Raw genomic sequence first — 17,782 nt, forward strand, 5'->3', positions numbered from 1 at the left:
AGGTCTCGCCGCCCACCCCGCTGGTCGAGTAGGCCCGCCAGGGCCGTATCGAGACCCGGCTTCCGGCGCGCGACTGTGCGCGGTGCGAGGTCTCGATACGCTCGTTCCTCGCTACTCGACCAGCGGGATCGGGGCGGGGCCCCTCCCGTTGGCTCGAGGGAGCGCCAGCGACCGAAGCCAACAACCAGACGACCACGCCGGGTCCCCGGCTTCGGCGGCTGCGCTGCTCGTTCCTCGCGGCGCGGCCGCCTCCAGCCGACGCGCATTCCCGCGGAGCCCGCCCAGAACTGGGGCCGCGGCGGCGCCGGGGCGGGCGGAGGGCGCCGCTAGCGTGGGTGGAATGTCTGAACCTCGCCCCGTCCGTGCCTGGGACATCGTCCTCTCCGCCGTGCTCGTGCTCGCCCTGCTCGCGGCGACCCTCACCGCGCTGTCGATCGGCATCTTCCTGCCGATGGCCTCCGACGGTTGCGGTCAGGGCTGCAACATCGGCCAGATCGAGGTCGGCGTCATCCTGGCCCTCGCGCTGCCGATCGTGGCGGCGCTCGCGGCGATCGTCATCACGATCGTGTTCCTGATGAAGCGCCGGCTGGCCTTCTGGGTGCCGCTGGCCGGAATCGGCGGTGTGGTCGTCGGGCTGCTCATCGGCGCGGCCCTGGTCATGACCGCGATCCCCAACTTCTTCTAGGTTTCGACAGGCTCAACCAGCGGGGCAGGCTCAACCAGCCGGGGCGGGCTCAACCAGCGGGGGCGGGCTCAACCAGCGGGGGCGGCGGGCTCGACCCGAGCTGGCGACCCCGCGGCGTCGTGGTGCGGCGCGGTGCGGCGCCGGTCGGGCGTCGACCGCTCGGCGGCTGCGGCGGCGAACAGCGGCATCACCTTGTTCTCGAACTGAGTCTCCAGCACGATCGAGCTGCGAGTGCGGGTGACCGCCTTCGACTGCATGATGGCGTCGAACACGCGCTGCAGATCGGAGTTGGAGCGCGCCACCATGCGGATCACCACGTCGCTGTCGCCGGATGTCGTGTACATGTCGATCACCTCGGGGATCTGGCGCAGCGACTCGAACGCCACCGCGTAGCCGACGCCCTGGTCGAGCTCGACGTGGGTGATCGCCGAGACCGGGTAGCCGAACGCCGCCGGGTTCAGCCGCGGCTCGATGCGCTCGATGACGCCGTTCTCGTGCATCCGGCTGAGCCGGGCCTGCACCGTGATCCTGGCCACCCCGAGGCGCCGCGACGCCTCGACGACACTGACGCCGGGTTCCTCGGCGAAGAGTTTGACGATCGCATAGTCCAAAGCATCAACGCTCATGATCTACCTGCCAACTTGTCACACATCTATGGGCAACTACGTCGCAGATACTACAGCTTGTTCGGTAATCCACATTCAATTTGCATGGTCGTTCTGATTCGAACTACGCTCACTCATCACGTCGCCGTTGACGCAGAAGTCGCGGCCCAGTACCCAGAAGGTCGTGAGTCATGGTTCGGCAGCGCGAAGTCATTGCGGAGTTGCCCGCGTACAAGCAGGGCGCGGCGCCGTCCAGCGCCGACGTGTTCAAGCTGTCGTCGAACGAGAACCCGTTCCCGCCGCTGCCTTCCGTCGTGGCATCCGTCGTCGAGGCGCTCAGCACGATCCACCTCTACCCGGCGATGTCGGCGCCCACCATCAGCCAGCGCGTCGCCGAGAAGTTCGGCGTCGACGTCGACAACGTGGCGTTCGGCGCCGGCTCCGTCGAGGTCGCGGCGCAGCTGATCCAGGCCAGCGCGGGCAGCGGCGACGAGGTCATCTTCGCCTGGCGCTCCTTCGAGGCCTACCCGATCCTCGTGACCGTGGCCGGCGCCACCCCGATCGCCGTGCCGCTGACGGCCGATGACGCGCACGACCTCGACGCGATGGCGGATGCCATCACCCCGCGCACCCGACTGATCTTCGTCTGCAACCCGAACAACCCCACCGGAACCGGCGTGACCCGGGCCGAGCTGGAGCGCTTCCTCGAGCGCGTCCCCGCCGACGTGCTCGTCGTCATCGACGAGGCCTACGTGCACTTCAACCGCGACGAGAACACCGCGGAGGGCATCGACTTCTTTCGCCGCTACCCGAACATCGCCGTGCTGCACACCTTCTCGAAGGCGTATGGCCTGGCCGGCCTGCGCCTCGGCTACGCCATCGCCCAGCCCGCCGTCGCCGCCAACCTGCGCCGGGTGGCCGTGCCGTTCGCGGTCACGGACCTCGCCCAGCGCGCGGCCGTCGCCTCGCTCGACGCCGAGGCCGAGCTCGGCGAGCGCATCGACCAGATCGTGGCCGAGCGCGGCCGCGTCTCCGCCGAGCTCGCGGCGGGCGGCTGGAAGCACTCGGACTCGCTCGCCAACTTCGTCTGGCTGCGCACCGGCGCACAGACAGACGATGTGAACGCGGCGCTCACCGAACACGGCGTGCTCGCCCGTGCCTGGTCAAACGAGGGCATTCGCGTGAGCATCGGCAGCACCGAGGCCAACGACCGCTTCCTCGCGGCAATGGCGACGCTGCAGCCCACGCCCTAACACTTCAACGTCACCTCTCACAGCAATGCACCACCCGTTCAAAGGAGAACCACCCATGAAGCGTTCACGCGCACTGCTCAGCCTGGCCATCGCCGCCACGGCCGCAACCGCACTCGCCGGCTGCGCCCCCGCGGCCGGCCCCGGCGCCAGCGAGGGGGGCGAGTCCGGCACCCAGCCGATCCGCATCGGCATCAGCCAGATCGTGCAGCACGAGGCCCTCGACGCCGCCCGCGAGGGCTTCAAGAAGGCGTTCACCGACGCCGGCTACGTCGACGGAACCGACGTCATCTACGACGAGCAGAACGCCCAGGGCGAGCAGGCCACCGCCACGACCATCGCCGGCAAGTTCGCCACCGACAAGGTCGACCTCGTCCTGGCGATCGCCACGCCGACCGCGCAGGCCGCGGCACAGGCCATCACCGACATCCCGATCCTCTTCACCGCCGTCACCGAGCCGGCCGAGGCCGGCCTCGTCGCCAGCTGGGAGGCCCCGGGCGGCAACGTCACCGGCACCAGCGACCTGAACCCGGTCGCCGAGCAGATCGCCCTCATCACCGAGGTCATGCCCGGCGCCAAGTCGGTCGGCATCATCTACAGCTCGGGCGAGGTCAACTCCTCCGTGCAGGTCGACATGGCCAAGGATGCCGCCAAGGAGCTCGGCCTGGAGATCAAGGAGGCCACGGTCACCAACTCCAGCGAGGTTGCCCAGGCCGCCGACTCGCTCAAGGGCGTCGATGCGATCTACATCCCCACCGACAACCGCGTGACCGAGGGCCTCGAGGCCGTCATCCAGTTCTCCGAGGCCAACGGCGTCCCGCTGTTCGGCGCGGAGGGCGGCCAGGTCACCCGCGGTGCCATCGCCACCTACGGCATCAACTACTCCGACCTGGGCTACCAGACCGGCCTGATGGCGATCCGCATCCTCGAAGAGGGCGCCGACCCGGCCACCATGCCCGTTGAGACCCTCGACACCCTCGAGGTCATCATCAACCCGGCCGCCGCGGAGCGCATGGGTGTCACCCTGCCCGCCTCCCTCGTCGACCGTGCAGACCAGGTCATCGAGTAACACGGCCTCCGCCACCAACGAATCACCTTCACGAAGGACATTGAGATGAATGCGGCGATCGAACTCGGTCTGCTCTACGGCGTCATGGCGCTCGGGGTGTACCTCACTTTTCGGGTACTGAACTTTCCCGACCTCACCGTCGACGGCAGTTTCACGACCGGTGCTGCGGTCGCCGCATCACTCATCCTCCAGGGCGTGCCAGCCCCTGTCGCCACCCTCGCGGGGGCGGCGTCAGGGCTGGTCGCCGGCACCGTCACCGGCCTGCTCTACACCAAGGGCAAGATCGACGGCCTGCTCGCCGGCATCCTGACCATGATCGCCCTCTGGTCGATCAACCTGCGCATCATGGGCAAATCCAACTTGCCGCTGCTGCGCGAGGAGACCGTCATGACGCCGCTGCGCGAGAACGGCCTGATCGGCGGCCCGGGGGCGATCCTCGTCTTCGCGATCCTCGTTCTGGTGATCAAGTTCGCCATCGACTGGTTCCTCAGCACCGACCGCGGCCTGGCCATCCAGGCCACCGGCGACAACGACCAGATGATCCGCAGCTTCGGCGTCAACACCGACGGCACCACGATCCTCACCCTCGCGCTCTCCAACGGCCTCGTCGCCCTCTGCGGCGCCCTCGTCGCCCAGTACCAGGGCTTCGCCGACATCAGCATGGGCATCGGCCTGATCCTGGTCGGCCTGGCATCCGTCATCATCGGCCAGGCGATCCTGTCGGGCCGCAGCGTCATGGTGAGCACCCTCGCGGTGATCGTCGGCGCCATCGTCTACCGCCTCGTCATCTTCTTCGCGCTGGCTGGCGGCCTCAACCCGAACGACATGAAGCTGGTCACTGCCGGCCTCGTCGTCGCCGCGCTGCTGCTGCCGCGCTGGGGCTTCCTCAAGAAGCTGCCGCGCCTGCGGGTCGGCGGCGGCCGCTCGACCTTCGAGATGCCGGATGTCGCGGCGCCCGCCTCGTCCGATGCCGCAGCCGCCGAGCCCGAGCTCGCCTCGACCGCCTCCGCCAAGTAGCCCTGAGTTCCAGAGGAATCGACATGCTGAAGATCGACAACATCTCCAAGACCTTCTTTGCGGGCACGGTCAACGAGCGCAAGGCGCTCAGCGATGTCTCGCTCGAGCTGAACGCCGGCGACTTCGTCACCGTGATCGGCAGCAACGGCGCCGGCAAGTCCACGCTGCTCAACACCATCTCGGGCAAGCTCGGCGTCGACACCGGCACCATCTCGATCGATGGCCGCAACGTCAGCAAGCTCAAGGACTACGCCCGCGCCGCCTATATCGGCCGCGTGTTCCAGGACCCGATGGCCGGCACCGCGCCGACGCTCAGCATCGAGCAGAACCTCGCGCTCGCGCTGCGCCGCGGCAAGTCGCGCGGCCTCGGCCGGGGCGTGACGCGGGCCCGGCGCGAGCAGTTCGCCGAGGAGCTGCTGGCGCTCGAGCTCGGCCTCGAGAAGCGGCTCAAGGCGAAGGTCGGCCTGCTCTCCGGCGGCCAGCGCCAGGCGCTGTCGCTGCTGATGGCAAGCTTCACCCAGCCGCGCATCCTGCTGCTCGACGAGCACACGGCCGCCCTCGACCCGCAACGGGCCGAGCTGGTCACGACGTTGACGAAGAACGTCGTCGAGAAGGACAAGCTGACCACGCTGATGGTGACCCACAACATGGAACAGGCGCTGCGCCTCGGCAACCGGCTCATCATGATGCACGAGGGCCGCATCATCTTCGAGGCCGCCGAGGAGCAGAAGCGCTCCATGACCGTCCCCGACCTGCTGGCCGAGTTCGCCAAGATCAAGGGCGCGACGCTCGACGACCGGGCGCTGCTCGCCAGCTAGCCGGTCGTCGCCCGAGCGGCTTCAGGAGACGTGGAGGCGGCGCCGGTACATTTGGTTCAATGACTGTCACTCGCCGTATCCGCGTCTGGGACGTCGCGCTCTCCTCCGTGTTCATCCTCGTGCTGCTCGTGGCAACCGGCGGCTCCGCACTGGTCGGCCTGTCCCTGCCGATGGCCGCAGGCGGCTGCGGCGAGGGCTGCAGCCCCGAGCAGATGCAACTGGGCTATGTCGTGGCGGTGGCGCTGCCCATCCTCCTCGCCCTGGTGACGATCGTCACCACGATCGCCTTCCTGCGCCTGCGCCGGGTCGCCTACTGGGTTCCGCTGCTCGGCACCGTCGCGGTCGGCCTCGGACTCCTGATCGGCTCCTGGATCTCGCTGAGCGCCGTTCCCCGGCTCCTCACGTTCTAGGGCGGCGGGGCTCGCGGACGCCGCGGCCGCTAGTGCGCGTGGAACGCGCCGTGGCCGGCGGCGGCGCTGGCCCGCGCCGCGACGTCGAGCAGGGCGTCCTTGTAGGGTCCGGCCAACTGCTCCAGCGACACGGTGGCGACGCTCGTCGACACGTTGATGGCCGCGAGCACGCGGCCGTCGGCCGCCCGGATCGGCGCGGCGATCGAGCGCAGCCCGGCCTCGAGTTCCTGGTCGACGAGGCACCAGCCGGACGCGCGGACCTCGTCGATCCTCCGGCGCACCGCCGCGGCATCCGGCACCGTGCCCGCCGTGAGCCCGGTGGGCGGCGCGGACGCCAGCACCGCGTCGAGGGCCGGCTGGCCCAGTCCGGCCAGCAGCACGCGCCCCATCGAGGTGGTCGGGGCAGGGAAGCGGGTTCCGATCGTGATGCCGACGCTCATGATGCGCTTGGCCTGCACCCGCGCCACGTAGACGATGTCTGACCCGTCCAGGATGGCCGCGGAGGTCGATTCGCCGAGCTCGCGGCTGAGCTCGGCGAGGAACGGCTGCAGGAGTTCGGGCAGGCCGAGCGCCGAGAGGTAGCTGTAGCCAAGCTCGAGCACCTTGGGGGTGAGCGAGAAGCCGCGGCCGTCGGCGCGCACATAGCCGAGGTCGACCAGCGTGAGCAGGAACCGCCTGGCCGTCGCCCGGGTGAGACCGGTGCGGGCGGCGACGTCGCTCAGTGTGAGCTCGCGGTGCTCCGCGTCGAAGGCGCCGATGACGGCGAGTCCGCGGGCCAGCGATTGCACATAGTCACTGCTGGGCTTGGTCTCCATGTGCTTCAGGTTAGCGTTCGAGCACGACCGCGAGCCCCTGCCCGACGCCGATGCAGATCGCCGCGACCCCGACTCCCCCGCCGCGGCGGGCAAGCTCGTGCGCGAGATGCCCGATGATGCGGCCGCCGGAGGCGCCGAGCGGGTGCCCGATGGCGATCGCACCGCCGTGGATGTTGGCCTTCTCCGGGTCGAACTCCGGCCACAGCCTCAGGCAGGCCAGGGCCTGCGAGGCGAATGCCTCGTTGATCTCGAGCACGTCGACATCCGCCCAGCTCTTGCCCGCGCGGGCGAGCGCCCGGTTGGCGGCCTCGACGGGGGCGATGCCGAACTCGTCCGGGTTGTTGCCGGCCACGCCGCGGCCGATGATGCGGGCGAGCGGATCGATTCCGAGGGCGGTCCGCTCGCCGCCGACGAAGAGCATGGATGCGCCGTCGTTCAGCGGGGAGGAGTTGCCCGCGGTGACCGATCCCTGCGGCCGGAAGGCCGGCTTCAGCCCGGCCAGCGCCTCCGGGGTGGACTCGGCCCGGACGCCCTCGTCGCGGGTGACGCTCGTGCCGGGCACCGCGGCGACCTCGTCGTCGTAGATCCCGGCGTCCCACGCCGCGGCGGCCAGTCGGTGGCTGCGCAGCGCGAAGGCGTCCTGCTCCTCGCGCGAGATGGCGAAGCGGTCGGCGAGCATCTCGGCGGTCTCGCCGAGCCCGACCGTCCACTGCGCGGGCATCCGCGGGTTGGTCAGGCGCCAGCCCAGCGTCGTCGAGTGCAGGGTCTCGTTGCCGGCCGGGTAGCCGCGCGCGGGCTTCGGCAGCACCCAGGGCGCCCGGCTCATCGATTCGACGCCGCCGGCGACGACGAGGGACGCGTCCCCGGACTCCACCGCGCGGCTGGCCTGGATGACGCTCTCCATGCCGGAGCCGCAGAGCCGGTTCACGGTCGCCCCGGTGACGCTCGTCGGCAGCCCGGCGAGCAGCGCCGTCATCCGCGCCACATTGCGGTTGTCCTCGCCGGCCTGGTTGGCGGCGCCGAGCAGGATCTCGTCGATCAGCACCGGGTCGAGGCCGGGGTGCCGGGCGAGCAGGCTGCTGAGCGTGTGCGCCGCGAGGTCGTCCGGGCGCACCTCGGCCAGACCCTTGCCGTAGCGCCCGAACGGGCTGCGCACGGCGTCGTAGATGAAGCTGCGGGTCATGATGCTCCCTCGGTCAGGCTGAGTCCGGTGAGCGCCTGCAGGCTCTCACGGGTGTTGTCGGCGAACAGCTCGCGGATGACGAAGCCGCTCTCTCCCACGTCGAAGACGGCGTGGTCGGTGTACACGCGGGTGACGCAGCGCACGCCGGTGAGCGGGTAGCTGCAGGCGGCCACGAGCTTGGAGGTGCCGTCCTTGCCGAGCAGGTCGGTCATCACGAACACCTGCTTCGCCCCGACGGCCAGGTCCATGGCGCCGCCGACGGCCGGCACGGAGCCGGGCGCGCCCGTGCTCCAGTTGGCGAGGTCGCCGCGCTCCGACACCTGGAATGCGCCGAGCACGCAGACGTCGACGTGGCCGCCGCGCATCATGCCGAAGGAGTCGGCGTGGTGGAAGTAGGAGGCGCCCGGCAGCTCGGTGACCGGCAGCTTGCCCGCGTTGATCAGGTCGGGGTCGACCTGGTCGGGGGCGGGCTCCTCGCCCATGCCGAGCATGCCGTTCTCGGTGTGCAGGATGATCTCCTGGTCGCGCGGGAGGAAGTTGGAGACCAGGGTGGGCGCCCCGATCCCGAGGTTGACGTAGGAGCCCTCCGGGATGTCGCGGGCGATGCGCGCGGCCAGCTCGTCGCGGCTGATTCTGCTGGTCATGCGGTTGCCCCCGTCGCTGCTGATTCCTGCTGGCCGACGAAGCGGCCGCCCCGCAGCCAGTCGCGCTCCGGCACCTGCACGACGCGGTTGACGAAGATGCCGGGCGTGACGACCGTCTCGGGGTCGAGCACGCCGAGCTCGACGATCTCGTCGACCTGGGCGACCGTGATGGCGGCCGCGGTCGCCATGATCGGCCCGAAGTTGCGCGCCGTCTTGCGGTAGACGAGGTTGCCCCAGCGGTCGCCCTTGAACGCGCTGATCAGCGCGAACTGGGCGCGGATCGGGTACTCGAGCACGTAGTCGCGGCCGTCGATGGAGCGCGTCTCCTTGCCCTCTGCGAGCACGGTGCCGACCCCGGTCGGAGTGAAGAAGGCACCGATGCCGGCGCCGGCCGCGCGGATCCGCTCGGCCAGGTTGCCCTGCGGCACGAGTTCCAGCTCCACCTTGCCCGCCCGGTAGAGGGCGTCGAAGACGTGCGAGTCTGCCTGCCGCGGGAACGAGCAGACCATCTTCCGCACGCGCCCCTCCGCCAGCAGCGCGGCCAGGCCGACGTCGCCGTTGCCCGCGTTGTTGCTGACGATGGTGAGGTCGCGCGCGCCCTGCGCGAGCAGCGCGTCGATCAACTCGACCGGCTGGCCGGCCCGGCCGAAACCGCCGACCAGGATCGTGTCACCGTCCGCGACGCCCGCGACGGCATCCGCAACCGCGGGGACCACCTTTGAAATCATGCCGAGCCCACCCAACCGCATCGTCAGAATGTTTGCCAAACGCACTTTTGTGCGTATGGCAAACATAGCACGGCCCGAAGCCTCGCCGCCCGGGTGCGTCGGGCAGACTGGGGAGATGACCGTCGCCCCGTTCCTCATCCGCCGGACGACCGAGCAGGACTGGTCCGAGACGCGGGCGCTCCGGCTGGAGATGCTCGCCGACACCCCGCACGCCTACCTCGAGACGGTGGCGGATGCCGCGGCGCGCGATGAGGCGGGCTGGCGGGAACGTGCGGGCCGCACGGCGGGGCCGGGCGCCATCAGCCTCGCGGCGATCCTCACCGGGGGCGAGGAGGCCGGCCGGTGGGTCGGCACCATGGCTGCGATCCTGCCGGAGGGCGCTGCCGGTGCGCGTCTCGTGGGCGTGTATGTCTCGCCGGACTGGCGGGGAGCGGCGGCCGGGGTGAGCGGCGCGCTGCTCGCCGGCATCGAGGAGTGGGCGGGACTGCACGGCGACGTGCTCACGCTGGAGGTGCACCAAGACAGCACCGCCGCCCGCCGGTTCTACAAGCGGCACGGCTTCGAGGAGACCGGCGTCGCGCACCCGTACCCGCTGGACCGGAGCCGGCTGGAGTTCGAGATGGCGAAGCCGTTGCGAGCCGAGCAGGCGGGCGGGGCCCGGCTGCTCGGCGGCGGCAACGAGCGGCGGTTCTGAGCGCCGACCCCTAGCTGGTCGCGCTGCGACGGGCAAGCACCAGACCGCCCACACCGGCGCTGAGCAGGAGCGCGGTGGCGGCACCAATCGCGCCCGCCTCCACCCCGGTCTCGGCCAGGGGCTGGGCAGGCGTTGCGGCGGGGACCACGACGGGCGCGGGCGCGACCGGCGGCACCACCATCGGCGGCTCTACCACCGGCGGCACCACCGGCGGCACGACAACCGGCGGCACGACAACCGGCGGCTCGACGATCGGCGGCACGACAACCGGCGGCACCACGACCGGCGGCACGACAACCGGCGGCACGACCACGGGCTTGTTCGTGGTGCAGGTGTCGGTCACCACGAACGAGGCGTCGGTCATGGTCCATGCGGAGACGACGGGAAACCCGAACGCGACGTACGCCTGGGCGGTTGCCGCATCCACCGGCACCGGGTACGCCATCGTGATGCTGCCGACCAGGGGCATGACGTCCGCGTAGGGCGCGGTGAGCCCATGCGCGACGAGGCCAGGGGACTCCTCGGGGTACTCCAGCCAGCCGATGCCGTCCGTCGATGCATTGTCGTCGCTCATCGGAGCCGCCGCGGCACCGGCGAGGAGTGCGCTGAAGCTCGCTACCGCGTCGTAGTGCCACGAATCGACCTCAAGGAGGTCATAGGAGTAGCTGAAGCTCGAGACCGTGCGGGTGCAGCTCTCCGGCGTCGCCGGCAGCAAGAACAGGTTGTCGACGAAGCTGTCGTCGCTCGAATCGCCATCCGGCTCCGCCTCGGCCGCGTCGGACACGATGTGGGGGAATGTGATCGCCCCGGCGGGCGCGATCGAGCCGCTCGAACGCCCCAGGCGCCAGGTTTCCTCCATCCCGGCGATGAACGGGTTGAGGCCCGGGTCCATCGGCGCGACGCTCGCGGCGGCAACCGTGTGCGTGGTGACCGTAGTGATGGTGTCGGCGGGCTCGGCGGATGCCGGGGCGACGGCGGCCAGGGCCAGGGCGGTGGCAGCAGCCACCCCCGGCAGAACGACGTGGCGCAGGGATATCCCCCAGGATTGCGTAGGCATGCCGCCACGCTACGCAGCCGGCTCGGCGAAGTCAGGGGACCTAGGCCCCCAGTTCGCCGCCCGTCGCAGGAGGCGGCTGCCGCGGTGCCGAGCGCCGGGGAGCGCTAGACCTCGCCGAGGATCTCTGCCCGCTTGGCCTCGTACTCCGCCACGCTGAGCAGCCCGCGCGCGCTCAGGTCTTCAAGCTCGGCCAGGCGCGCGGCACGCAGCTCGGCCGGTTCCGGTTGCGCCGCGGGCGCGTTCCCGGGCTCGGCCGGGAACACCGGCGATGCCGGCGCCGCACGCCGGGCGAGGTACACGCCCAGGAAGATGACGCCGACCGCCCCGGCCGCCATCACGAGGAGCACGGCCAGAATGACGAGCAGGTGCCAGCCCGAGAGCGCCATCGCGGATCCCCTTCGTTCGCGTGCCGCCATCCTAGCGAGACGCGGAGCGCGCGCGGCAGAGCTGCCGACTAGCCGCCGAGACGCTCGTCGAGCTCGCGGATGACGTCCCAGGCGCCCTCCTCGGCATTGCTGAGCACGACGACGTCGATGCCCTCGTCGAGGTAGTGGCGCAGGATGCCGCTGGCGCCGGCGCTGATGCCGTCCTTGAAGTAGGAGCGCACGCTGCCGTCCTCGTTCATGTCGAACTCAAGGCCGAGCCCGTAGAAGGTCTCCTCGTCGTGCTCGACCTGCGGCGTGAAGAACTCGCTGGTGTACTCGGGGTTCAGCAGCACGCCCGTGCGCAGCGCCGTGAGGAAGCGCAGCAGGTCGTCGGCGGTGGCGTGCGCGCCGGTGTCCGGGCCGCCGATCGGCGGTGCCTTGTAGATGTTGGACTCCCAGCTGCCGTCCTCGGCCTGGTCCCAGCCCTCCGCGACGTTCGGGGTGGCGTCGCGGCGGTCGAAGAAGCCGCTCGCCTTCATGCCCGCGGCGGCGAAGACGTCGCGCTCGATGTAGGCGCGGTAGCTGAGCCCGGTGGCCTGCTCCAGGGCGAGTCCGGCCAGCACGTAGCCGGCGTTGATGTAGTGGCTCTCCACGCCGGGCGCCTCCAGCGGGGCCTTCTGCGCGAAGAACGGCAGCAGGTCGCTGGTGCGGAAGATCGAGTAGTTGGGGGTGTCGACGTAGAGCTCGGCGTAGTCCTCGCCGGCGGCCTCGTCGGCGTCATCCGCGAGCCCGCTGGTGTGGGTGAGCAGGTGCAGCAGGGTGACGTCACGGCCGATGGTGGTACCGGTCAGGTCGACGTAGTCGTGGATGGAGGCCTCGAGGTCGAGCCGGCCGGCCACGACCTGCTGCAGCACGCCGACGCTGGTGAACAGCTTGGTGATCGCGGAGGTGTCGAAGCGGGTGTCCACCCGGTTGGCGACGCCCCAGCGCTGTGTGGCCAGGCCGCTGGCGGCCTCGAAAAGAGTCTGGTCGCCCTTCCGCACAAGCACGACGCCCGAGAACTCGATGTCGGCCAGGAACTCATTCAATCCGGTGATATCCACGCTTCAAGTGTAGAGATACCTGGCCAGGCCGGTTCCGCGTGGCGCCGGGCACGGGTCGCGGTTGCGGCCTCTGACTCAGGGGCGGCTGCCGCCGTGCTCGCCGCTGCGCTCCCGGCCCGTGAACCCGGCCATCGAGCGGTAGACGCCGAACACCTCGGCCACGGCGTCCCAGACCCGCACCGGCAGCACGCCGCGCAGCGCCTTGGAGAGCCCGACCGACCAGGGCAGCAGCAGCTGCGGCTTGCCGGCCAGCATGGCGCGCCAGACCCGGTCGACGACGTACTCGGGGGTGAGCACGGGGGTGAGCAGCGGCCCGCGGGCACCGGCGAACATGCCGGTCGAGATGTAGCTCGGGCACACCGTCGTCACCCGCACGTTGCCGTGGTCCTCCTGCTCGAGCTCGAGCCGCAGCGAGTCGCTCCAGCCGATGAGGGCCGCCTTCGAGGCGGCGTAGACGCTCATCCTCGGGTTCGACAGGGTGCCGGCGGCCGAGGCGATGTTCACGATGCGCGCCGCCCGGTACGGGTTCGCCATCATGCCGGGCAGAAACTCGCGGGTGGTGTACATCGGCGCGAGCGCGTTGATCTGCACCGTCGGGCGGGTGTCCTCGCCATTGTCGCTCTGCCAGAAGAACTGGTTGCCGCGCACGATACCGGCATTGTTGATGAGCACGTCCGGGTTGCCCACCTCGGTGCGCACCCGCTGGGCCGTCTGTGCGATCGCACCGAGGTCGGCGAGGTCGATCACGTAGGAGTGCACGCGGGTGCGGCCCTGCGATTCCCCGCCGAGCTCCTTGACGGTGCGGGCGAGTGCCGCGGCATCCCTGTCCCAGAGGACCACGGATGCCGCCCCCTCTGCCACTGCGCGCTCGGCGTAGAGGCGGCCCATGCCGCTGGCGGCTCCGGTGATGAGAACGCGGGCACCGCGAACAGTTCGGGACATGGCCCCATTCTCGCAGGTGCCGCGCCGCCCCCTGCTCAACGCCGAACACCTGCGGGAGGGGCGGCCCCAGCTCGGGCTGGGATACTCGATGGCACGGTGGATCCTCTGCCGACACGATCTTCTCGCGCTCGCGCGGGGCCGCCCGCGGCCGCCGCCGCCGCGCAGATTGGCCACCATGCCCAGCACTGAGTCCACCCCCCTCGACCGGCAGGCCGAGCCTGCCCGCGTGAGCTGGCTCGAGGGCGGCGAGCAGCGCACGGCGCTCTGGCGCTCGGAGAGCGGCTGGCCGGTTCCAGCGCGCGTGGCCATCGCCGACGAGCGGATGCCGGCCGCCGAGGCCCACCGCCTGGTATCCGAGGGCACGGCGCTGCTCTGGCGCGGCGACTACCAGGCCGCCCGCCAACTGCTGCGGGCGCTCGCGGCCCGCATCGACAAGGGCAACCGCCGCCCGCCGCGGGATCTCTCGCTGGCCTTCCGCCAGCATCGCGAGCAGAGCTTCCACCGGGCGCAGCTGCTCGGCCTGCTGCTCGTGCCGCTGGACGCCGGCCACGCGGTGCCGCTGCGGCGCGCGCCGGACGTGCGCGAGGCGTGCGTGGAGGCGTATGGACCAGTCGACGCCGCGCAGGACTCGCTCGTCTCGCTGCGCGAACTGCTCGGCGTGATCGGCTCGCACGAGTGGCGCCGACGCGGGGTCGAGGTGCCGGAGCTGGACGCGCCGGGCCTGCCCGGGCGCATCCACCCGCACTACGGCGTGTTCGCACCGGTGCGCGGCGAGTACCTCGAGCTCGTGGCGAGCGCCCCGCTGCCCGAGGTGAGCCGCGCGATGGACATCGGCACCGGAACCGGGGTGCTCGCGGCGATTCTCGCGCGGCGCGGCATCCGCACCGTGACGGCGACCGACCTGGACCCGCGCGCCATCGCCTGCGCCCGCGAGAACCTGGACCGGCTGGGGCTGGCCGAGCAGGTCGAGGTGGTCGAGGCCGACCTGTTCGCACCGGGGCGCGCCGAGCTGATCGTCTGCAACCCGCCGTGGCTGCCGGCCGAGGCGCGGATCCCGAGCGACTACGCCGTGTACGACCCGGAGAGCCGGATGCTGCGCGGCTTCCTCGGCGGGCTCGCCGAGCACGTGGCGCCCGGCGGCGAGGGCTGGCTGGTCATCTCGGACCTGGCCGAGCGACTCGGGCTGCGCTCGCGCGGCGAGCTGCTCGACCTGATCGAGGACTCGGGCCTGCGCGTGCTCGAGCGCCACGACACTCGCCCGACGCACGGCCGCGCCAGCGACACGAGCGACCCGCTGCACGTGGCCCGCGCGGCCGAGATCACCTCGCTCTGGCGGCTGGCCGCCGCGGGCTAACCCCCGGCCGGTCAGCGGATGCGAGCGGTGCGCCTCGCCACTGAAACGTTTTTTCGGGGCGATCGGGCGCCCGCATCCGCCGACTGGCAGCGCGGGCGGATGCCGCTCAGCGCAGCGCGGGCGGATGCCGCTCAGCGCAGCGCGCGGTAGTGGGCGCGCGGCGCGGAGTCGAGGTGCTCGGTGGCGTAGCTGAGCTCGGTGCGCGGCATCCGGCTCGCGTGCTCGTCGAGGAAGGCGATCAGTAGGCCGCGATCCACGCGCTTGCCGATCTCGCGCAGCATCCAGCCGACCGCCTTCTGCATGAGGTCCTCGGGGTCGTCGCGCAGCAGGGCGGCCAGCTCGAGCGCGGTCGTCGCATCGCCGCGGTTGATGAAGCCCTGCGTAGCGATCATGGCGACACGGCGCTCCCAGAGCACCGGGCTCGCCGCCAGCTCGAACAAGACATCCCGCGGACGGTCAAACAGCCAGCCGCCCAGGATGCCGGGCGCCGAGCTGTCCACCAGGTCCCAGTTGTTGACGCGCCCCCGGCGCACGGCACCGAGGTACCACTCTGCCAGCGCCGCCCGCCGACCCTCGTCGAGGCCGCGCGGCGCGCTCGCCCTCTCGAACTGTCTCGTCGCGATGAGCAGCCCGATGAGGCGGTGCTCGTGCACGGGGCTCGCCAGCAACAAGTCGAGCTGGGCCAGCGGAAGCTCGGCGAAGCGGCGGGCGACGCCCCGCAGCCGGGGAACCGTCACGCCCACGAACACGTCGCCCTCGCCGTACTGGCCCGGCCCGGTCTTGAAGAAGCGCTGGCTGGAGGCCGCCCGTTCCGGGTCGGCCAGCTCGGCGATCGCCTCCTGCACGGCCGACGCCGTCTGCGGCTCCGCGGGCTGCGGTGCGGGCACCCGGGCCGCATCAGCCGTCATAGCGCGACTCTACGCCGCATCCTGCCGTCAGCCACGGCGGGCGGAGGGTTGCGGCCGGCGGCTAGTGGATGACGGCGAGCATCGCGCCAACGGCAACGAACAGCGAGCCGAACACGCGGTTCAGCACCAGCTGGCCGCGGGCGTCACGGGTGAACCGCTGAAAGCTGCGGGCCGCCCCGGCGAAGAAGAACCACATCACGAGGATGTCGACCACCATCACCGTGACGGCGACGACCAGGTACTGCGACAGCAGCGGCTGGTCGAGCCGGATGAACTGCGGCAGGAAGGCGAGGAAGAACACGATCGCCTTGGGGTTGAGCAGGTTCACCCAGAGACCGCGGCGGAACATCGACCAGGCCGGCTCGTTGCGCCGGAGCTCGATGCTCTCCTCGTCGGTCGAGGGCTTGGCGAGGAACTGCCGCACACCGAGGTAGACGAGGTAGGCGGCACCGGCGTAGCGGATCACGTTGAACGCGATCGGCGAGCTGGCCACCAGCACGCCGACGCCGAGTGCCACGATCACGATGTGGATCACGAGCGCGGCCTGCTGGCCGAGGATCCCCCAGATCGAGCGGCGGAAGCCCGCGTTCAGGGAATTGCTCATCGTGTTGATCGCGCCGGCGCCGGGCGTGAAGCTGATCAGGAGGGTGGCACCGAGCAGGGCGAGCCAGAGGGAGAATTGCACGCGCTCAGCCTACGTCCCGAACGCAACGCGAGAATCTGCAGCGCAGCACCGATTCTCAGCGTGAGAACGGGCGATCACGCAGCTTCCTTGCGCACTCCCTCATGAAAATGCAGCGCTTTGCTCGTTAGCCTTGATCACACGCCACATCGGCGCACACACTGCCGTTTGCCTGCACTTCGCATCGCGCGCGGCCGTCTACGAGGACGGGAGGTTCCCATGTCGAATTACATTGCACAAGCACTGGTCGGTGAGCCCGAGGTTGTCGAAGACGGCCTGACCACCGCCCTCGACATCGCCCTCGCCTCCGACGTCCAGAACCACCCGGCGTGGGCCCGCCTCAAGCAGGCCGCGATCGCCCTGCAGGGTGTGCAGGCGCAGGACGGCTCGGTTCCGGATGCCGCGAACCACCCCGCTGCCGCCGAGAACGTCGCCACGCTCGTGGCCGCCGTGCGCGAGCTCGCCCCGCTGTTCCCGCACGACGCCGCCTACCTGGCCGCGCTCGCCATCGACTTCGAGCGTTGGAGCACCGGCGGCTTCGCCGTGCCCGACTTCCTCGACTCCCTGACCGCGTTCCAGCCGCAGCAGCACCGGGTCGACGGCCTGCGCCACCTCGTCGTGTTCCCGATGTACACGCAGAACGGCAGCACCAACCGCTTCGTCGAGGCCGTGCTGGTCGAGGTCATGTGGCCGGAGTTCATCGGCGAGCTGGAGGCCGGGGACTACGGAAACAAGCTGTTCGTGCCGCTGCGCTTCGTCGACTTCACGCCCGGTTACGACACCAACTCGGCCGTGCTGTTCCCCGAGTCCGTCGCGATGCGCGAGATCCCGACCTTCACGTGGGGCGCGATCTTCCAGGACCGCGAGGCGGCCCGCTACCGCCGCGTGGTGCGCGCGGCATCCGAGATCACCAAGCTCGAACTGCCGGAGGACGCGGCCTCGCTGCTCGACGACCAGAAGCTGGCCGAAGAGACCTTCGTGATGTGGGACCTGATCCACGACCGCACGCACATGCGCGGCGACCTGCCGTTCGACCCGTTCATGATCAAGCAGCGGATGCCGTTCTTCCTCTACTCGCTGGAGGAGCTGCGCTGCGACCTGACCGCGTTCCGCGAGTCGGTCGCGATCGAGCGCGACGAGAACGCGAGCCCGGAGGCGCGCAAGCACGCCAAGCTGGTGCAGTACGCGGTGATCTTCGACCGCATCTTCCGCTTCGCCATCACCGGCAGCCGGGTGCGCAACTACGACGGGCTCGGCGGCCAGCTGCTGTTCGCGTGGATGCACCAGCACCACGTGCTGCACTGGACCGACACGCAGCTCGCCTTCGATTGGGATGCCGTGCCGGAGGTCGTCATCGCCCTCGGCGCGCAGATCGACGAGCTGTACTGGAAGTCGATCGACCGCCCGAAGAAGGCGCACTGGCTCGCCGCCTACGACATGATCGCCGAGACCC

Annotated in this window: 20 protein-coding genes; 9 read left to right on the forward strand and 11 right to left on the reverse strand. The window is 70.6% G+C overall.

Annotation, left to right across the window (positions count from 1 at the left end; genetic code table 11):
• Positions 1-340: 340 nt before the first annotated feature.
• Positions 341-685 carry a hypothetical protein gene (locus GY24_RS09800; RefSeq protein ID WP_104475462.1) on the forward strand — a complete coding sequence of 115 codons (345 nt, stop codon included), beginning with the start codon at positions 341-343 and terminating at the stop codon, positions 683-685.
• A 68-nt stretch (positions 686-753) separates the two neighbouring features.
• Here the strand turns inward: GY24_RS09800 and GY24_RS09805 are convergent, their stop codons facing one another.
• Positions 754-1,311, reverse strand: a complete 558-nt coding sequence (locus GY24_RS09805; RefSeq protein WP_104475463.1) for an Lrp/AsnC family transcriptional regulator — start codon at positions 1,309-1,311, stop codon at positions 754-756.
• A gap of 170 nt (positions 1,312-1,481) precedes the next feature.
• On the opposite strand from GY24_RS09805, the gene hisC reads away from it, so the two are divergent.
• The 5 genes from hisC to GY24_RS09830 are packed head-to-tail and all read left to right on the forward strand — an operon-like array spanning position 1,482 to position 5,854.
• On the forward strand, positions 1,482-2,543 hold the full coding sequence (gene hisC / locus GY24_RS09810) for a histidinol-phosphate transaminase (protein ID WP_104475464.1): 1,062 nt from the start codon (positions 1,482-1,484) through the stop codon (positions 2,541-2,543).
• Positions 2,544-2,598: 55 nt separating this feature from the next.
• A complete protein-coding gene (locus GY24_RS09815) occupies positions 2,599-3,609 on the forward strand; it encodes an ABC transporter substrate-binding protein (protein WP_104475465.1) in 1,011 nt (336 codons plus the stop codon).
• A gap of 45 nt (positions 3,610-3,654) precedes the next feature.
• Positions 3,655-4,626 (forward strand): ABC transporter permease, encoded by a 972-nt coding sequence (locus GY24_RS09820; protein WP_104475466.1) that lies wholly within the window; start codon positions 3,655-3,657, stop codon positions 4,624-4,626.
• Positions 4,627-4,649: 23 nt separating this feature from the next.
• Positions 4,650-5,444, forward strand: a complete 795-nt coding sequence (locus GY24_RS09825; protein WP_104475467.1) for an ABC transporter ATP-binding protein — start codon at positions 4,650-4,652, stop codon at positions 5,442-5,444.
• A gap of 59 nt (positions 5,445-5,503) precedes the next feature.
• Positions 5,504-5,854, forward strand: coding sequence for a hypothetical protein (locus tag GY24_RS09830; RefSeq protein ID WP_104475468.1), 351 nt, complete (start codon positions 5,504-5,506; stop codon positions 5,852-5,854).
• A 29-nt stretch (positions 5,855-5,883) separates the two neighbouring features.
• On the opposite strand, the gene GY24_RS09835 is transcribed toward GY24_RS09830, so the two are convergent.
• Genes GY24_RS09835 through GY24_RS09850 form a run of 4 tightly spaced genes read right to left on the reverse strand, consistent with a single transcriptional unit; the run spans position 5,884 to position 9,224 of the window.
• A complete protein-coding gene (locus GY24_RS09835) occupies positions 5,884-6,669 on the reverse strand; it encodes an IclR family transcriptional regulator domain-containing protein (RefSeq protein ID WP_104475469.1) in 786 nt (261 codons plus the stop codon).
• A 10-nt stretch (positions 6,670-6,679) separates the two neighbouring features.
• Positions 6,680-7,852 carry a thiolase family protein gene (locus GY24_RS09840; protein ID WP_104475470.1) on the reverse strand — a complete coding sequence of 391 codons (1,173 nt, stop codon included), beginning with the start codon at positions 7,850-7,852 and terminating at the stop codon, positions 6,680-6,682.
• The gene (locus GY24_RS09845) at positions 7,849-8,496 is read right to left on the reverse strand and encodes a 3-oxoacid CoA-transferase subunit B (RefSeq protein WP_104475471.1); all 648 of its coding nucleotides are present in this window, start codon (positions 8,494-8,496) and stop codon (positions 7,849-7,851) included. Before GY24_RS09845 ends, GY24_RS09840 begins: the two co-directional genes overlap by 4 nt.
• Positions 8,493-9,224 (reverse strand): 3-oxoacid CoA-transferase subunit A, encoded by a 732-nt coding sequence (locus GY24_RS09850; RefSeq protein WP_104475472.1) that lies wholly within the window; start codon positions 9,222-9,224, stop codon positions 8,493-8,495. The genes GY24_RS09845 and GY24_RS09850 overlap by 4 nt, the downstream gene beginning before the upstream one ends.
• A gap of 115 nt (positions 9,225-9,339) precedes the next feature.
• Here GY24_RS09850 and GY24_RS09855 point away from each other — a divergent pair, with 115 nt between their 5' ends.
• On the forward strand, positions 9,340-9,918 hold the full coding sequence (locus tag GY24_RS09855) for a GNAT family N-acetyltransferase (RefSeq protein ID WP_104475473.1): 579 nt from the start codon (positions 9,340-9,342) through the stop codon (positions 9,916-9,918).
• 10 nt (positions 9,919-9,928) lie between these two features.
• Here GY24_RS09855 and GY24_RS17915 read toward each other — a convergent pair whose 3' ends face one another.
• The 4 genes from GY24_RS17915 to GY24_RS09875 form a co-directional block, all read right to left on the reverse strand.
• Positions 9,929-10,975, reverse strand: a complete 1,047-nt coding sequence (locus GY24_RS17915) for a hypothetical protein (protein ID WP_193953551.1) — start codon at positions 10,973-10,975, stop codon at positions 9,929-9,931.
• A gap of 104 nt (positions 10,976-11,079) precedes the next feature.
• Entirely contained in the window at positions 11,080-11,361 is a 282-nt protein-coding gene (locus GY24_RS09865) for an SHOCT domain-containing protein (RefSeq protein WP_104475474.1), read from the reverse strand.
• Between the two features lie 68 nt (positions 11,362-11,429).
• Positions 11,430-12,443 carry a serine hydrolase domain-containing protein gene (locus tag GY24_RS09870; RefSeq protein ID WP_104475475.1) on the reverse strand — a complete coding sequence of 338 codons (1,014 nt, stop codon included), beginning with the start codon at positions 12,441-12,443 and terminating at the stop codon, positions 11,430-11,432.
• A gap of 75 nt (positions 12,444-12,518) precedes the next feature.
• On the reverse strand, positions 12,519-13,385 hold the full coding sequence (locus tag GY24_RS09875; RefSeq protein WP_083362690.1) for an SDR family oxidoreductase: 867 nt from the start codon (positions 13,383-13,385) through the stop codon (positions 12,519-12,521).
• Positions 13,386-13,560: 175 nt separating this feature from the next.
• Here GY24_RS09875 and GY24_RS09880 point away from each other — a divergent pair, with 175 nt between their 5' ends.
• A complete protein-coding gene (locus GY24_RS09880) occupies positions 13,561-14,739 on the forward strand; it encodes a methyltransferase (protein WP_104475476.1) in 1,179 nt (392 codons plus the stop codon).
• Positions 14,740-14,870: 131 nt separating this feature from the next.
• Here the strand turns inward: GY24_RS09880 and GY24_RS09885 are convergent, their stop codons facing one another.
• Both GY24_RS09885 and GY24_RS09890 read right to left on the reverse strand, forming a co-directional pair.
• Positions 14,871-15,647 carry a DNA alkylation repair protein gene (locus GY24_RS09885; RefSeq protein ID WP_104475477.1) on the reverse strand — a complete coding sequence of 259 codons (777 nt, stop codon included), beginning with the start codon at positions 15,645-15,647 and terminating at the stop codon, positions 14,871-14,873.
• Positions 15,648-15,708: 61 nt separating this feature from the next.
• Positions 15,709-16,332 carry a LysE family transporter gene (locus GY24_RS09890; protein WP_104475478.1) on the reverse strand — a complete coding sequence of 208 codons (624 nt, stop codon included), beginning with the start codon at positions 16,330-16,332 and terminating at the stop codon, positions 15,709-15,711.
• Between the two features lie 216 nt (positions 16,333-16,548).
• On the opposite strand from GY24_RS09890, the gene GY24_RS09895 reads away from it, so the two are divergent.
• The coding region (locus GY24_RS09895) for a DUF6421 family protein (RefSeq protein WP_104475479.1) at positions 16,549-17,782 on the forward strand (1,234 nt) is incomplete at its 3' end.

The organism is Microterricola pindariensis, from assembly GCF_002936985.1.
GTDB lineage: Bacteria > Actinomycetota > Actinomycetes > Actinomycetales > Microbacteriaceae > Microterricola > Microterricola pindariensis.

What these genes read in the sequence shown, in the direction of transcription:
- GY24_RS09800 (WP_104475462.1), top strand. Translation starts at nt 341, where the DNA reads ATGTCTGAACCTCGCCCCGTCCGTGCCTGGGACATCGTCCTCTCCGCC.
- GY24_RS09805 (WP_104475463.1), bottom strand. Translation starts at nt 1,311, where the DNA reads ATGAGCGTTGATGCTTTGGACTATGCGATCGTCAAACTCTTCGCCGAG.
- hisC (WP_104475464.1), top strand. Translation starts at nt 1,482, where the DNA reads ATGGTTCGGCAGCGCGAAGTCATTGCGGAGTTGCCCGCGTACAAGCAG.
- GY24_RS09815 (WP_104475465.1), top strand. Translation starts at nt 2,599, where the DNA reads ATGAAGCGTTCACGCGCACTGCTCAGCCTGGCCATCGCCGCCACGGCC.
- GY24_RS09820 (WP_104475466.1), top strand. Translation starts at nt 3,655, where the DNA reads ATGAATGCGGCGATCGAACTCGGTCTGCTCTACGGCGTCATGGCGCTC.
- GY24_RS09825 (WP_104475467.1), top strand. Translation starts at nt 4,650, where the DNA reads ATGCTGAAGATCGACAACATCTCCAAGACCTTCTTTGCGGGCACGGTC.
- GY24_RS09830 (WP_104475468.1), top strand. Translation starts at nt 5,504, where the DNA reads ATGACTGTCACTCGCCGTATCCGCGTCTGGGACGTCGCGCTCTCCTCC.
- GY24_RS09835 (WP_104475469.1), bottom strand. Translation starts at nt 6,669, where the DNA reads ATGGAGACCAAGCCCAGCAGTGACTATGTGCAATCGCTGGCCCGCGGA.
- GY24_RS09840 (WP_104475470.1), bottom strand. Translation starts at nt 7,852, where the DNA reads ATGACCCGCAGCTTCATCTACGACGCCGTGCGCAGCCCGTTCGGGCGC.
- GY24_RS09845 (WP_104475471.1), bottom strand. Translation starts at nt 8,496, where the DNA reads ATGACCAGCAGAATCAGCCGCGACGAGCTGGCCGCGCGCATCGCCCGC.
- GY24_RS09850 (WP_104475472.1), bottom strand. Translation starts at nt 9,224, where the DNA reads ATGATTTCAAAGGTGGTCCCCGCGGTTGCGGATGCCGTCGCGGGCGTC.
- GY24_RS09855 (WP_104475473.1), top strand. Translation starts at nt 9,340, where the DNA reads ATGACCGTCGCCCCGTTCCTCATCCGCCGGACGACCGAGCAGGACTGG.
- GY24_RS17915 (WP_193953551.1), bottom strand. Translation starts at nt 10,975, where the DNA reads ATGCCTACGCAATCCTGGGGGATATCCCTGCGCCACGTCGTTCTGCCG.
- GY24_RS09865 (WP_104475474.1), bottom strand. Translation starts at nt 11,361, where the DNA reads ATGGCGCTCTCGGGCTGGCACCTGCTCGTCATTCTGGCCGTGCTCCTC.
- GY24_RS09875 (WP_083362690.1), bottom strand. Translation starts at nt 13,385, where the DNA reads ATGTCCCGAACTGTTCGCGGTGCCCGCGTTCTCATCACCGGAGCCGCC.
- GY24_RS09880 (WP_104475476.1), top strand. Translation starts at nt 13,561, where the DNA reads ATGCCCAGCACTGAGTCCACCCCCCTCGACCGGCAGGCCGAGCCTGCC.
- GY24_RS09885 (WP_104475477.1), bottom strand. Translation starts at nt 15,647, where the DNA reads ATGACGGCTGATGCGGCCCGGGTGCCCGCACCGCAGCCCGCGGAGCCG.